Source organism: Halomonas sp. TG39a (assembly GCF_000744395.1).
Taxonomy (GTDB): domain Bacteria; phylum Pseudomonadota; class Gammaproteobacteria; order Pseudomonadales; family Halomonadaceae; genus Vreelandella; species Vreelandella ventosae_B.
This window is the reverse complement of sequence record NZ_JQLV01000002.1, coordinates 864,738-878,418: the sequence shown is the minus strand read 5'-3', so window position 1 is coordinate 878,418 and position 13,681 is coordinate 864,738. Positions and strand designations below refer to the sequence as shown.

12 protein-coding genes are annotated in these 13,681 nt (G+C 58.1%); 3 read left to right on the top strand and 9 right to left on the bottom strand.

Annotated elements, in window-relative coordinates; genetic code table 11:
- Positions 1-3: 3 nt before the first annotated feature.
- The 7 genes from ubiE to U738_RS22145 form a co-directional block, all read right to left on the bottom strand.
- Positions 4-759: a bifunctional demethylmenaquinone methyltransferase/2-methoxy-6-polyprenyl-1,4-benzoquinol methylase UbiE gene (ubiE, locus tag U738_RS22175; RefSeq protein ID WP_035585516.1), complete on the bottom strand. Its 756-nt coding sequence runs from the start codon at positions 757-759 to the stop codon at positions 4-6.
- A 149-nt stretch (positions 760-908) separates the two neighbouring features.
- Positions 909-1,292: a gamma-butyrobetaine hydroxylase-like domain-containing protein gene (locus U738_RS22170; RefSeq protein WP_035585514.1), complete on the bottom strand. Its 384-nt coding sequence runs from the start codon at positions 1,290-1,292 to the stop codon at positions 909-911.
- 114 nt (positions 1,293-1,406) lie between these two features.
- Complete coding sequence (gene hslU / locus U738_RS22165) at positions 1,407-2,729, bottom strand: ATP-dependent protease ATPase subunit HslU (protein ID WP_035585512.1); 1,323 nt, start codon at positions 2,727-2,729, stop codon at positions 1,407-1,409.
- A 52-nt stretch (positions 2,730-2,781) separates the two neighbouring features.
- Positions 2,782-3,315 (bottom strand): ATP-dependent protease subunit HslV, encoded by a 534-nt coding sequence (gene hslV, locus U738_RS22160; RefSeq protein ID WP_035585510.1) that lies wholly within the window; start codon positions 3,313-3,315, stop codon positions 2,782-2,784.
- A gap of 137 nt (positions 3,316-3,452) precedes the next feature.
- A complete protein-coding gene (locus U738_RS22155; RefSeq protein WP_035585508.1) occupies positions 3,453-4,190 on the bottom strand; it encodes an SPOR domain-containing protein in 738 nt (245 codons plus the stop codon).
- A 3-nt stretch (positions 4,191-4,193) separates the two neighbouring features.
- On the bottom strand, positions 4,194-5,879 hold the full coding sequence (gene argS / locus U738_RS22150) for an arginine--tRNA ligase (protein WP_035585506.1): 1,686 nt from the start codon (positions 5,877-5,879) through the stop codon (positions 4,194-4,196).
- Between the two features lie 135 nt (positions 5,880-6,014).
- A complete protein-coding gene (locus U738_RS22145; RefSeq protein WP_035585504.1) occupies positions 6,015-8,237 on the bottom strand; it encodes a primosomal protein N' in 2,223 nt (740 codons plus the stop codon).
- A gap of 208 nt (positions 8,238-8,445) precedes the next feature.
- Here U738_RS22145 and rpmE point away from each other — a divergent pair, with 208 nt between their 5' ends.
- Both rpmE and U738_RS22140 read left to right on the top strand, forming a co-directional pair.
- Positions 8,446-8,661 carry a 50S ribosomal protein L31 gene (gene rpmE / locus U738_RS23100; protein WP_071694190.1) on the top strand — a complete coding sequence of 72 codons (216 nt, stop codon included), beginning with the start codon at positions 8,446-8,448 and terminating at the stop codon, positions 8,659-8,661.
- 314 nt (positions 8,662-8,975) lie between these two features.
- Complete coding sequence (locus U738_RS22140; protein WP_035585503.1) at positions 8,976-10,247, top strand: malic enzyme-like NAD(P)-binding protein; 1,272 nt, start codon at positions 8,976-8,978, stop codon at positions 10,245-10,247.
- A 69-nt stretch (positions 10,248-10,316) separates the two neighbouring features.
- Here U738_RS22140 and U738_RS22135 read toward each other — a convergent pair whose 3' ends face one another.
- Entirely contained in the window at positions 10,317-11,135 is an 819-nt protein-coding gene (locus tag U738_RS22135; RefSeq protein ID WP_035585501.1) for an acyl-CoA thioesterase, read from the bottom strand.
- A gap of 106 nt (positions 11,136-11,241) precedes the next feature.
- On the opposite strand from U738_RS22135, the gene tadA reads away from it, so the two are divergent.
- Positions 11,242-11,709, top strand: coding sequence for a tRNA adenosine(34) deaminase TadA (gene tadA, locus U738_RS22130; RefSeq protein WP_035585499.1), 468 nt, complete (start codon positions 11,242-11,244; stop codon positions 11,707-11,709).
- A gap of 3 nt (positions 11,710-11,712) precedes the next feature.
- Here the strand turns inward: tadA and U738_RS22780 are convergent, their stop codons facing one another.
- A complete protein-coding gene (locus U738_RS22780; protein ID WP_051912834.1) occupies positions 11,713-13,671 on the bottom strand; it encodes a GGDEF domain-containing protein in 1,959 nt (652 codons plus the stop codon).
- Between the last annotated feature and the right edge of the window lie 10 nt (positions 13,672-13,681).

The following is a 13,681-nucleotide window of genomic DNA, read 5'->3' as shown; positions in this document are numbered from 1 at the left end:
ACCTCATAGCTTAATGCCGCGGTGCAGTGCAACGATACCGCCGGTCAGGTTGGTGTACTCAACCCGCTCAAGCCCTGCCTCTTCCATCATGGCTTTGAGCGTTTCCTGATCCGGGTGCATACGAATCGACTCCGCCAAGTAGCGGTAGCTGTCGCCGTCCCCAGCTACCAGCTCGCCCATTTTGGGCAGCAGGCGGAAAGAGTACTCATCGTAAGCTTTGGAGAGCAGCGGATTGTTGGGCTTGGAAAACTCAAGTACCAACAGGCGACCACCCGGCTTAAGCACCCGGGCCATGGAGCGCAGCGCAGCGTCTTTATCGGTGACGTTACGCAGGCCAAAGGCAATGGTGATGCAGTCAAAGCTGTTGTCGGGGAACGGCAGGCTTTCGGCATTGGCTTGAACATACTCGACGTTGCCGCCCACGCCGTTATCCATCAGCTTGTCGCGGCCAACTTTGAGCATTGAGGCGTTGATGTCGGCAAGTACCACTTTGCCCCGGGGGCCAACCAAGCGGGAAAACTTAAGCGTCAAATCGCCCGTGCCGCCAGCGATATCCAGCACGTGGTGACCGGGGCGCACGCCTGCTCGCTCAATGGTAAGACGCTTCCATATCCGGTGGATGCCCATGGACATCAGGTCGTTCATGACATCGTAGCGGGCAGCCACGGAGTGGAAAACATCAGCCACTCGCGAGGCTTTTTCATCAACAGGAACTTCCTGAAAACCAAAGTCAGTGGTGCGTTTTTCTGTGGGGCTCATTGGGCAGTAGCTCCCGAATTCGAGGCGGTGGCAATTCGACCGTAAGTCCTTTTGACCTTAAGGCCGACGCGATTAAAAGTTAATGCCATTGTAGCCTTGTCCACCCTGGCTTGTCTGCCTGGCTTCTTGTATAGGCCTGAGTCAGGTAGTCACAGTTGCTTGAATTGAATACTGGCGGGCTCTCGCGAGGCGCCGGCCTCTTTTAAGCGCTGCAAGTAGTTGTTCCAGTAGGCCTCTTGATGGGTAGCGAGGTCATACAGGTAGTTCCAGCTAAACAGACCGCTATCATGACCATCGTCAAAGTGCAGCTTCAATGCGTAGTTGCCCGCCTGGGTAATATTCTGTAGGCCGACATCTTTTTTACCCACTTGCAGTACCGCCGTATCGCCGCCGTGACCGCGTACTTCGGCGGAAGGCGAATAGACGCGTAAAAACTCGACCGGGAGGTAAAAACTCTCCCCACTGGCGTAGCCAAGCTCCAGTTCTCGGTTCTGCTTATGGTAGTGAACCCGAGTAGGGGTAGGGGCATTCATGATCAGACCTCATCGCTAAGTGTCCATGGCTTATGAACATAGCAGCAAGCCCGCGAAAAGCGGGCTTGCTGTTGCTGACTGTACTAGTGCTGATAATAACGGCAGGCGCGCAGCTTATAGAATATACCGCGACAGGTCTTCGTCGACCGCCAGTTCGCCAAGCTGCGCATTGACATAGTCGCCGTCAATTACCAGCGGGCTCTCCATATCGCCGCCTCGGAACGAGGCTTCTTCCAACAGCCGCTCCATCACCGTATGCAGGCGGCGGGCGCCGATATTTTCCGTGCCTTCATTGACCTGCCAGGAGATCTGCGCAATACGCTCAATACCGTCGGGGGTAAACTCAACGTCGAGCCCTTCGGTGGCCAGCAGCGCCTGGTACTGCTTGGTCAGCGAAGCGGAGGGCTCGGTGAGAATGCGCTTAAAGTCGTTAGGCGTTAGCGCGTCAAGCTCAACGCGGATCGGCAGGCGGCCCTGCAGCTCGGGTATCAGATCCGACGGGCGCGACAGGTGGAAGGCACCCGAGGCGATAAACAGAATATGATCGGTCTTAACCATGCCGTACTTGGTTGAGACGGTCGAGCCCTCAATCAGTGGCAGCAGGTCGCGCTGAACACCCTCGCGGGAGACTTCGCCACCGCTGGATTGGCCGCTGCCCTTGGCGACTTTATCGATCTCATCCAGGAACACGATACCGTGTTGTTCCACCGAATAGACTGCACGGGCCTTGATCTCTTCCTCGTTGACCAGCTTGCCCGCTTCTTCATCACGCAGCAGTACCAGCGCCTCTTTTACCGTGACGCGGCGGTTTTCGCGCTTCTGCTGGCCCATGTTAGAGAACATGCTCTGCAGCTGGCTGGTCATCTCTTCCATGCCCGGCGGGGTCATGATGTCGATGCCCTGGCCCTGGGAGGCGATTTCGATATCGATCTCTTTATCGTCCAACTGCCCTTCGCGCAGCTTCTTGCGGAAGGTCTGGCGGGTGCCGCTGTCTTCACGGGGCTTATCTTCCTGACCCCGCGGCGGCGGCAGAAGGGCATCGAGTACGCGGTCTTCTGCAGCATCGGCAGCGCGGTGGCTGACTTCTTCCTTGGCCTGTTCGCGCACCATCTTGATCGCGGCTTCCATTAAGTCGCGAATAATCGACTCAACGTCCCGGCCTACGTAGCCAACTTCGGTAAACTTGGTCGCTTCAACTTTAATAAACGGCGCTTTGGCCAGCTTGGCCAAACGGCGGGCAATCTCGGTTTTACCCACACCGGTGGGGCCAATCATCAAAATGTTTTTGGGCGTGACTTCAGGTCGCAGGTCGTCATCAAGCTGCATACGGCGCCAGCGGTTACGCAGGGCGATCGCAACGGCGCGTTTGGCATCCTGCTGGCCAATAATGTACTGGTCTAGAGCGTGAACAATTTCGCGGGGTGTCATCTGAGTCATATCGGTAACCTTAAATGTGCATTAAGCAGCGTTGGGTGGTCGCGTGGACTAATTAGCGACCGTCAATCGACAGCTCTTCGAGGGTCACGTGGTGGTTGGTGAATACACAGATATCACCAGCGATCGAAAGCGACTTCTCGGTAATTTCACGCGCCGACAGCTCGGTGTTTTCCAGTAGCGCTCGGGCGCTGGCCTGGGCGAAGTTGCCCCCAGAGCCAATGGCAATAATGCCGCGCTCGGGTTCGACGACGTCACCGTTGCCGGTAATGATCAGCGAAGCGCTATGGTCGGCGACGGCCAGCAACGCTTCCAAACGGCGCAGCGCCCGGTCGGTGCGCCAATCTTTGGCAAGCTCAACAGCGGCCTTGGTCAAATGGCCCTGGTACTTTTCCAGCTGCGCTTCAAAGCGCTCAAACAGGGTGAACGCATCCGCCGTGCCACCCGCAAACCCGGCCAGTACCTTGCCGCGGTAGAGGCGGCGTACTTTGCTGGCGTTACCCTTCATTACGGTATTGCCCAGCGATACTTGGCCGTCGCCAGCGAGGGCGACCTGATTACCACGACGGACAGAGACAATGGTGGTCATGGAGATAACTCCTTGGGGGGAGGCGCGCTCCCGATGACTGATCGGCCGCTGCAGGCGGCCGTAAAAAAAGCGATTCACAACAAAATGCGGGCGGCTGATAAAAAATCAACCGCCCGCAGGTATTCAGGAGGGGATTATTAGTTTTGCAGTTGGATAAGCAGTGGCTCGATTCCTTGGGTATTCATTAAATCCTGGGCACGGTTCAGCTCCCGGGTGTCTTCGTAAGGCCCCACTTGGACACGGTGCCAGGTATTGCCGTCCGCCTGTACTTCGCTGATTTCCGCCAGCAGGCTTAAATTGCGCAGTCGGCCACGCAGCTGTTCGGCGTCGCTGGCCTCACGAAATGAGGCGGCCTGAAGCATATAGCGCCCTGGGGTGTTGGTGGCCGCTTCATTCTCCTGGGCTGCCGAGACCTGATCTTCAGGCCGGGTGTTGGCGGCAATCACCTGGGCGATGGGGTCGTCGCCCGCGGCGCCAGAAGCCGCGGCGCTATCGGCTGCCTGTTCGGGAGCTTCCGGGCGCACAACGCTGGAAGGCAGCGAAACGCCTGGCGCAATGACCTCGGTTTCTGGCAGCAGGGTGTAAAACTCAAACGTCGGCATTGACGGTTCGGCGGCCTCCTCGGTTTCCCGAGCGGCAGCGCGCTCTTCGCTACCTGAGGGCTTGGGCATCACCGTGGCCTGGGGCGTTTCACTCGGCTGCTCTTGCCAGGGGGCGGTGCCGTGCTGGTGCTGCGCCAAAAAGAAGCCAGCTGCCATACCGGCAAGGCCCCACAGCCAACCGGGTAGGCGAAAGCCCCCGCCTGAGCTGCGGGAGGACTTGCGCTGCGAGGTGGCGCCGCGGCGGGCGGCGGGCTTTTTACGCGGGCTAGCCATTGCTTACATCTCCTCTGGGGCGCTAACCCCCATTAAATCAAGCCCGTTGCGCAGCACTTGACGGGTGGCAAGGCCCAGCGCCAGGCGGGTATTGCGTAGGGTGTCGTCCTCGACCATTACTTTGACGGCGTTGTAGCAGGTGTGGAAATCGCCGGAAAGATCGAGCAGATACTGGGCAACCTGCTGGGGTTCACGATTTTTGGCAGCCGTTTCAACGACTTCAGGGAAACGCGCTAAACGGTTTAGGACGGCTTTCTCCTGGTCGCTATCAAGTAGCGCCAGGTTGGCCAGTGCCAAGGCGTGATCAAATGGCTGGTCGGCATCCTGGGCTTTGCGCAGCATGCTGCATACCCGGGCATGGGCGTACTGGATGTAGTAAACCGGGTTGTCGTTGGACTGCGAGCGGGCCAGGTCGATATCAAAGGTGAGCTGTGAGTCTGCGCGGCGAGCGGCGAGGAAGAAGCGCGTGGCATCGCGGCCTACTTCGTCGATCAAGTCGCGCACGGTGACGTAGCTACCGGCGCGCTTGGAGAGTTTTACCTCAACGCCGGAGCGGGTGACCATGACCATCTGGTGGAGCACATAGTCGGGCCAGCCTTTGGGAATGCCCACTTCCAGCGCCTGCAAACCGGCGCGTACACGGGTAACGGTGGAGTGGTGGTCGGCGCCCTGCTCGTTAATCACGGTTTTGAAACCGCGCTGCCACTTGTCCAGGTGGTAGGCTACATCGGGCAGGAAGTAGGTGTAGCCACCCTCGCGTTTGCGCATCACACGGTCTTTATCATCACCGAAGTCGGTGGTGCGTAGCCACATGGCGCCATCGTCTTCATAGGTGTGGCCCGCGTTCACCAGCTTTTCAACGGTGGCGTCCACCTTGCCATCTTCGTAGAGCGATGACTCCAGGAAATAGACGTCAAACTCGACGCCAAAGGCTTTGAGGTCCAGATCCTGCTCGCGGCGCAGCCACGCTACGGCGAACTCTTGAATCGCCTCTAAATCGTCAGGGTCGGTTTTGGCGGTGACTTCGCGGTCATCGGCACTGACTGTTTTGCCTGCCAGGTAATCGTTGGCTACATCGACGATATACTCGCCGCGATAGCCGTCTTCGGGCCAGCTTTCATCGTCAGGGCCCAGGCCTTTGACCCGCGCTTGTACTGAGCGGGCCAAGTTGGCGATCTGGGCGCCAGCGTCGTTGTAGTAGAACTCGCGGGTGACATCAAAACCGGTGGCTTCGAGCAGGCGGCATAGGCAGTCGCCAATGGCCGCGCCTCGACCGTGCCCCACGTGAAGCGGGCCGGTGGGGTTAGCGGAAACGAACTCGACCTGAACCTTCTCGCCTTTGCCGACCATGCTGCGGCCAAAGGTGTCGCCACAGTCGAGTACTTGGGCAACAATTTGCGCGGCGGCGTCGGCGGCGGCGAAAAAGTTGATAAAGCCGGGGCCCGCAATCTCGGTTTTTTGGATAGCATCGCTTTCGGGAAGCGCTTCAACCAGCGCGTTGGCTAATTCACGCGGGTTTTTGCCGGCCGGTTTGGCCAGCATTAGCGCCAGATTAGTGGCGTAATCGCCGTGGGCTTTATCTTTGGTAGGGTCGACTTTGATGCTGGGCTGAAGGTCGTTGGGCAGCACGCCTTGGTGCTTGAGCGCGGTAACTGCGCCTTCGAGCAGTGAAACTATCGTATCTTTCATTGAGGTATCCGGTGTCGTCGGTGGCGGCGTGTGCTAACGCGCAGCTGTAAAAGGTGCGTCGGTAAGGCGGCTATTATCGGCAATTGAGCCGCAGTTTCAAAGGCGTGTTGCTAAACAAGTGCCAAGAGATAAGCGCTACGCGAGGGTTTGTGGGTCGATATCAATCGACCAGCGTACCTTGCGTGCTTCGCGATTGGCTTCAAGCCACTGCACCAGCCAGCTAACGGCGGGGTGCAATTGGCTGCGTTTATCGGCTGCTAGCATAACGTGTAAATGGTAGCGGTTCTGGCGTCTTTCCATCGGGGCAGGCACTGGCCCTAGGCAGCGGGTGGCCACGCGGGATTCTTTAAGCCACTGGCGCAGGGCCTGGGCGGCTTGTTGCGCCATGGCTAAAGCGGCCTCCTCTTTGGGGCTTTCGATGCGTAGCAGCGCCATAAAGCAGAACGGGGGCAGCTGGGCGATACGTCGTTCTTCGAGCATATTGCGCGCTAGCGCCCCATAGCCATGCTCGGCCAATTGGCCCAGATGAGGATCGTCGTGGTGCAGGGTTTGCACCAGCACGCGGCCAGGGTGGGCGGCGCGACCGGCCCGGCCCGCCACTTGCTCAAGCAACTGGGCACTATGTTCGAGAGCACGGAAATCAGCGGCGTAGAGGCCGCCATCGGCATTGACCACCACGACCAGCGTGACATGGGGTAGGTGGTGGCCTTTGGCGAGCATTTGAGTGCCGACCAACACGCAGGGCTCGCCGCGTTGAATCTCTTTTAATACTTGCTCAAAGCTATCCTTGCGTCGGGTGCTATCGCGGTCAATGCGGTGGATGGTGGTCTTCGGAAACAGCGTTTGCAGGGTCTCTTCGGTGCGCTCCGTTCCGCTACCCAGGGCGCGTAGGTCGCCGCTGCCGCATTCGGGGCAGGCATCCGGTAGGGCGCGGCGGCTATCGCAGTGGTGACAGGCCAGCAGCGGTGGCTGGCGGTGCAGCGTCATGCGCGCGTCGCACTGGTTACAATCAGCCATCCAGCCGCAGGCGTGGCAGGCAAGGGTCGGGGCAAAGCCGCGTCGGTTGATAAAAATCAGCACCTGCTTGCCAGCGCTCAAGGTGCTTTTAATCGCTTTGATGGCGCCGGGTAACAGGCCACCCTGGCGGCGCTGGTGACGTAGATCGATTAATTCCAGCTTGGCCGGTGGGTGTTGGCTGGGGCGCTGGGTAAGGCGCAGATGGCGGTAGGCACCGGCAAGTGCCTGATGCAGGCTCTCCAGCGAAGGGGTGGCGCTGCCCATTAGCAGCGGAATTTTATGGTAGTGGGCGCGTGCCACCGCAAGATCGCGGGCGTGGTAGCGCAAACCGTCGTGCTGTTTGTAGGAGCCGTCGTGCTCTTCATCGACAATAATTGCGCCGGGGTTGGCCAGCGGGGTAAAAATCGCCGAGCGGGTGCCGATGATGATCAGCGCCCGACCGCTGGCGGCGGCTTCCCACACGTCTAGCCGTTCGGGGTCGGTGAGGCCTGAGTGCAGCGCTACCACGGGTACCCGAAAGCGGCTTCTAAAGCGGGCGAGTGTCTGTGGAGTTAAGCCAATTTCCGGTACCAGTACCAGCGACTGCTTGCCCTTGGCGGCGACGGCTTCAATAAGCTGCAGGTAGACTTCAGTTTTGCCGCTGCCGGTGACCCCTTCGAGCAAACAAGGGTGATAGCCATCGATCTTTTCATGCAGCGCTGCCAGCGCCGTCGCCTGTTCACGGTTAAGCGGCAGGGCCGGTGTTGCCAGTAAGTTGCCGCTGGGCGGCGTTGGGGCCATCAGGATGTGTTCCTGGCTGGTCGCTAAACCTTTCTTCTCTAGCGCTAATAGCTGGTCGCGAGCAAAGCCGTGGGCGCTAACCGCGCGTCCGGGTAGCCCGTGGGGGTGCTGGCGCAGCAGCGCATGCAGCGCCGCTTGTTTAGGTGCTCGGCTGAGTGTTTCTGCGGCATCTTCGCCCTGGGCAAGCCAAAGGGTTTGGGTGCGACCGGCCATCGGGTGGCCCTGGCGTAGCCGCGCGGGCATAGCGTGGTGCAGGGTATCGCCCAGGCTGTGCTGGTAGTAACGGGCGGCAAAGCGGCATAGCCACAGCCAATCTTCCGGCAGCGGGGTGTCATCCAGCGCTTCGCTGATGCCACGTAGCTGGCTGCTTGGCAGGTCGCTGTGGTCGGCCAATTCGACAACCACGCCGATGACTTCGCGTCGCCCAAAGGGCACCCGCACCCTTAGCCCCGGCTGCCAGCCGCAGGGCGGCATTTCCCTGGCTGGCAGGTAGTCGAACAGGCGGCGCAGCGGCGAGGGCAGCGCTACTTTAAGCACTTGAGCGGGTGCTTGAGTGGGCATTTGAGAAGCTCTCCGCGAAGAAACAGAATCAGGCAATTGGCCTCCGGCGTTAGTTTTGCTAGAATATGCGACCGCTCTTAATCTTAAGGCATATCTTAACGGCATGTCTTAAAGACAGAGTGGCTAACCGGTTAGTCGTTTTTTCCAAACCCGTATGCGGTACCTGGCACGAGATCAGGTGGCGGCATATAGCTTCGTGAGGCTCGAGATGAGACAAGGTATTCACCCGAATTACAACACGGTCACCGCCAACTGTTCTTGCGGCGCCACTTTCCAAGTAGGTTCGACCTCTGGTCAGGACTTCTCTTTGGATGTGTGCTCTAACTGCCACCCGTTCTACACTGGTAAGCAGAAGCAAGCGACCACTGGTGGCCGCGTAGAGCGCTTCAACAAGCGTTTCGGCGCTGCTGTTAAGCGCGGCTAATCCCAGTCGGATAAGCCATATCGCCAGCATGCCTGTGCATATCAGGCTAAGCTCGCGCAAAACCCACGCCTCGGCGTGGGTTTTTGTTTTGTGGAATAATTTTTCATAAATGCTGCGCTACAGCAATAAGTAAAGCGTTATAGATAAGACCTATTTACATAAGTTTCAGCAAATAACTACGAAATGTGGCGAATATGAAGGGAAAATTCAGTTAAACGAGCGTTTTGTTGTAAGTTGACGGCGCGCTTGAGGCGTTCTGGTTTTTTCTATATTCTGAAATGACTTATCTACTTTATGTTAACTGGACTCTGACCATGACGGATGCAAATAAGCAGGCTGCTTTGGATTATCACGCGAAACCGATACCCGGTAAGCTTTCGGTGGAGTTGACCAAACCCACCGCGACGGCACGGGATTTGGCGCTGGCGTATAGCCCAGGCGTGGCTGAGCCAGTACTTGAAATCGCCAGGGATGCGGAAAATGCTTACCGTTATACCGGCAAGGGGAATCTGGTCGCCGTCATTACCGATGGCAGCGCTATTCTTGGCTTAGGCAATTTGGGTCCACTGGCGAGTAAGCCAGTCATGGAAGGTAAAGGCGTGCTGTTTAAGTGCTTTGCCGGTATCAACTCGGTGGATATCGAAGTGGATGCGGAAAGCCCACAGGCGTTTATCGATACCGTGGCGCGGATTGCCGATACCTGGGGCGGCATCAATCTTGAAGATATCAAAGCGCCAGAGTGTTTTGAAATCGAGAAAGCGCTGATTGAGCGCTGCAGTATCCCGGTATTTCACGATGACCAGCACGGCACTGCGATTGTCACGGCGGCTGGCATGCTGAACGCTTTGGATATTGCTGGCAAAAAAATCGAAGACGTTAAAATTGTTTGCATGGGCGCTGGTGCGGCGGCGATTGCCTGTATGCGGCTGCTGGTCTCTTGTGGTGCTAGTAAAGATAACCTGGTAATGCTGGATCGGCGTGGCGTTATTCATACCGAACGTGAAGGCATTAACGAATATAAGGCCGAGTTCGCCCGCGATACCGAGATGCGCACCTTAGATGATGCTATCGACAGCGCCGATGTGTTTATCGGTTTGTCAGGCCCGGGGCTGTTGTCTGCTGAGCAGGTCAAGAAAATGGCGCCCGATCCGGTGATTTTTGCCTGTACCAATCCTGATCCTGAAATTCACCCTGACGTGGCCCGCGAAGCTCGTCCGGATGTGATCATGGCGACCGGCCGTTCGGACTTCCCGAACCAGGTCAATAACGTGCTGGGCTTCCCGTTTATCTTCCGCGGTGCTTTGGATGTTCGCGCCACGCGCATCAATGAAGAGATGAAGCTGGCTGCGGTGCATGCGCTGAAAGATCTGGCCCGTGAGCCGGTGCCCCAGGAAGTGCTCAACGCCTACGAGCGCACAGAAATGAGCTTTGGCCGCGAGTACATTATCCCCACGCCTGTCGATATTCGCCTGCTGGCGCGGGTTACCTCGGCGGTTGCTCAAGCCGCGGTTGATTCTGGCGTAGCGCGTAAGCCATTCCCAGCGCACTACCCGCTGCAGTCAATTAATGACGTTTACGGCGGCTGAACCGCTGCGCCCAAGCGTATCCTTACGCCCGCTTCTTAGCGGGCGTAAGTGTTTTGAGGGGCTGTCCCGTTAGTCTTTTGCATAGCGCGTTAGTCCCTCCTGAGCGGTAGAGGCCACCAGGCGGCCGTCGCGGCTGTAGATATGCCCCCGCGCCAGCCCACGAGCGCCGCCTGCCCAAGGTGAGTCGATAACGTACAGCAGCCAGTCATCCAAGCGGCTGTCCTGGTGCAGCCAAAGGGCATGATCAAGGCTGGCGATGCGCAATTTGGGGTCGCGGTACTCAATACTGTGGGGAATCAGGCTGGTGGTCAGCAGGTTGAAGTCTGAGGCATAAGAGAGCAGGTGACGATGCAACGCTGGTTCGTCCGGGAGTGTGCCGGAAAGACGAAACCATAGGCATTGGCCCGCTGGCGTACCGTGGTCGGGGTTGCCGGGTAGATGGACAAACTCAATCGGGTGACCGGGAAAACGGTCGTGCTTGGCTTCGCCGCTCTCGATTAACGCTTCGGGGGTTGGCACATCCGGCATAGCGCGCTGATGGCTAAAGCTCGCCTCTTCGCTTTGGAACGAAGCGCTGCAGAAAAAGATAGGCCGGCCTTTTTGAATGGCAGTGACGCGGCGAGTGGTAAAGCTGCCACCGTCGCGAATAGTATCCACCTGATAAACAACGGGCCGGTGGGGGTCGCCGGGGCGCAGAAAATAGCCGTGTTGAGAGTGCGGTCTGCGCTCGTCGGGCACTGTGCGCGCGGCGGCTGCCAGCGCTTGGCCGAGTACTTGACCGCCGTAGAGCTGAGGAAAGCCCAGATCCTGGCTCTGGCCACGAAATAGCGTTTCTTCCAGCGTTTCTAGCTCCAGTAACGCTACCAGTTTGTTTAGCGCGTCTGTCATTCTCGGTATCCTTGCGGCTGTCTCTATCGAATGCTGTCGGTGAAAGCGCGAGCGGTGGGTAACCCTTTCATACGATCGTTTAGCTACCTTAGCGGAGTTTACGTTTATGCGCAGCGATGAATTTTACATGCACCGGGCACTTGACCAAGCCCACTTGGCCGCTGCCGCAGGCGAAGTGCCCGTGGGGGCGGTGGTTGTCGATGCGCAGGGGGAGATTATTGGCGTTGGCTGCAACGCGCCGGTGGCCAGCTGCGATCCCAGCGGGCATGCGGAGGTTCGCGCCCTGCGCGAGGCGGGCATGCACCAGCGTAATTATCGGCTGGAGGGCTGTACGCTGTTTGTCACCCTAGAGCCGTGCATGATGTGCGCAGGTGCGATGATACACGCGCGCCTGGCGCGGTTAGTGTATGGCGCCGCCGAACCCCGCGCTGGCATGGTTGAATCAAAGGCTAACCTATTGGCGCAGCCGTGGTTTAACCACCAGATAGAGGTGTCTGGTGGCGTTTTGGCCTCGGCTTCGCAAAAGCTGTTAAAGCGTTTTTTTGCCGCTCGGCGAGCGTCGGCTGATCAGTAGACGCTAGGCATCTTCCGTTGTATTGATTTCGCCGCACTCGACCCGGTTACGCCCGTTGTGCTTGGCGTGGTAGAGCGCTTCGTCGGCGGTTTGCATCATGCGCGCTAGATCGACGTCTGCAGGGCAACTAAAGGTAACAACCCCGGCGCTTAACGTGAGTGGTTTGCCGTCGGCATGGGTGAGGCTTGAGGTGGCCAATTTTTGACGCAGTTCATCCGCTACCTTAAACGCTGAGGGCAGGGGGTGGCCAGGCAGCCAGGCGACGAACTCTTCACCGCCGTAACGGGCAAAAACGCCGCCATGGTGTTCGATGTGCGATTTACCCAGTTGCGCAAAAAAGTGTAAATGCTCATCGCCGACTAAATGCCCCAATTGGTCATTAATTCGTTTGAAATAGTCGATATCGAACAGCACCAGGCTGGTCGGGCGTACCGACTGCAAGGTGTCGGCCTGTTCTAAAAAGTGGCGACGGTTAGCAATCCCGGTTAATTCATCGTGGCGCGCTAGCCACTCAACTTCCTGCTGTAACTTGCTGCGCTTGCGTATCTCCTGCTGCAGGTCGGCGTTGCTGTTTTGCATCGCGGTGTGCTGATGCCCCAGACGCTGAAAAGTATACAGCACGAGATAGAGTAAATACGTCAGGAGTAATCCGGTGACCAAGCTGATGGTTGGTAGCCGCGAGAGCTGGCTGGCCAGGTACTCCCAGCGTGGCTGATAGGAGAGCGTGAGCGCTTTATCTAATAAATTTACCTGAGAGTCGAACAGCCAAGGGCCTGGGTGGGTAGCGTCGCCGTGTTGAGCCAGCAGCTGAGTGCCGTTGTGCCAGCGGGTAACCCCTTGTTCGGCAGGTAGTTGGGCAAACAGCGCTTCAGCAAAGAGAGGGAAGCTCACCGCCATTGCTGCTGCGCCTAAAGGGACGCCATCGGCATTCAGCACTGGGAAGTAGTGGATGACGCCTGTGCCGCCTTGCAGCAGCTCAATAATATCCGTACTGCCCTCTTGTTGCCCCCTCAGCGCTGGCTCTAGCGCTTCGCGTCCTGCCGGTTGAACGTCGAAAAGGCGCCTTCCCAGGGCGCTTAAGTTGCTTGTGGTAAAGGGGTAAACGTGGCGTATAACGCTATCAGGTGTGACGAAGGCAATATTGATTAAATAGGTAAAGTCCTGCCGGTAGCCCGCCGCTTGATCTGTCCACTGCTGGTAGGTTGGCAGCGACCTCTGTAGCTGCCAAATACGCGCGAAACCACGCATGGCATTTAAGTGGGTGTTGATCTCTAAGGAGAGCTGATGGGTTGCTTGCTGGGCGCGTGCTTCAACCTGCTGATAGAGCCTCTGTTCGGCTTCATGGTGGAGCTTTTCCCAAAGCATCAAGACCGCGATGAGCAGCCCGCAGGCTGGCCAAAGCGCGTTAATCAAATAGCGTTTGCCGCGCCAGTAGCGCACTGACAGCAGGTATTGGCCCAGCAGTAATAGTCCCAACGTTAGCAGGCCAGGCCAGTCGGCCGTATAGCGCAGCAGCGGCGTAAAGGGTTGGCTGCTTGGGATTAGCTGTAAACCCGTCAGCAGTAGGGCCGCGAGCAGCAGTAGCGGTGCCCCTAAACGGGCACGTTGGCGAAGCAGTATCGCTAGCGCGCTCAACTGAAGGGCCAGTGTCATTAACAGCGGCGCGCGGAAACTTTCAAGCGCTATGGGCTGCGCCCAGCGGGTCAGCGTTTGCCAATCCGCGGTGGATGCCCAGCTTTCGGGTGTCAGATAGCTAATAAGCCCTGGCAACAGGAGTCCAATAGCGCTAATGCACAGCAGGCAAGTGAGCCAACGAAAACTTTTCAGCGTACTCAGTTGGGCTAGCGCCACCAGCACCAGTGCGGTAGAGCTAATGTTAGGATGAAGAGCGACAAGTGTAACGGCACAGCAGGCAGCAATAATCGGTAGCCAATGTGCAGCACGGGCAATGAGAAAGGGCATTGCATCCTCA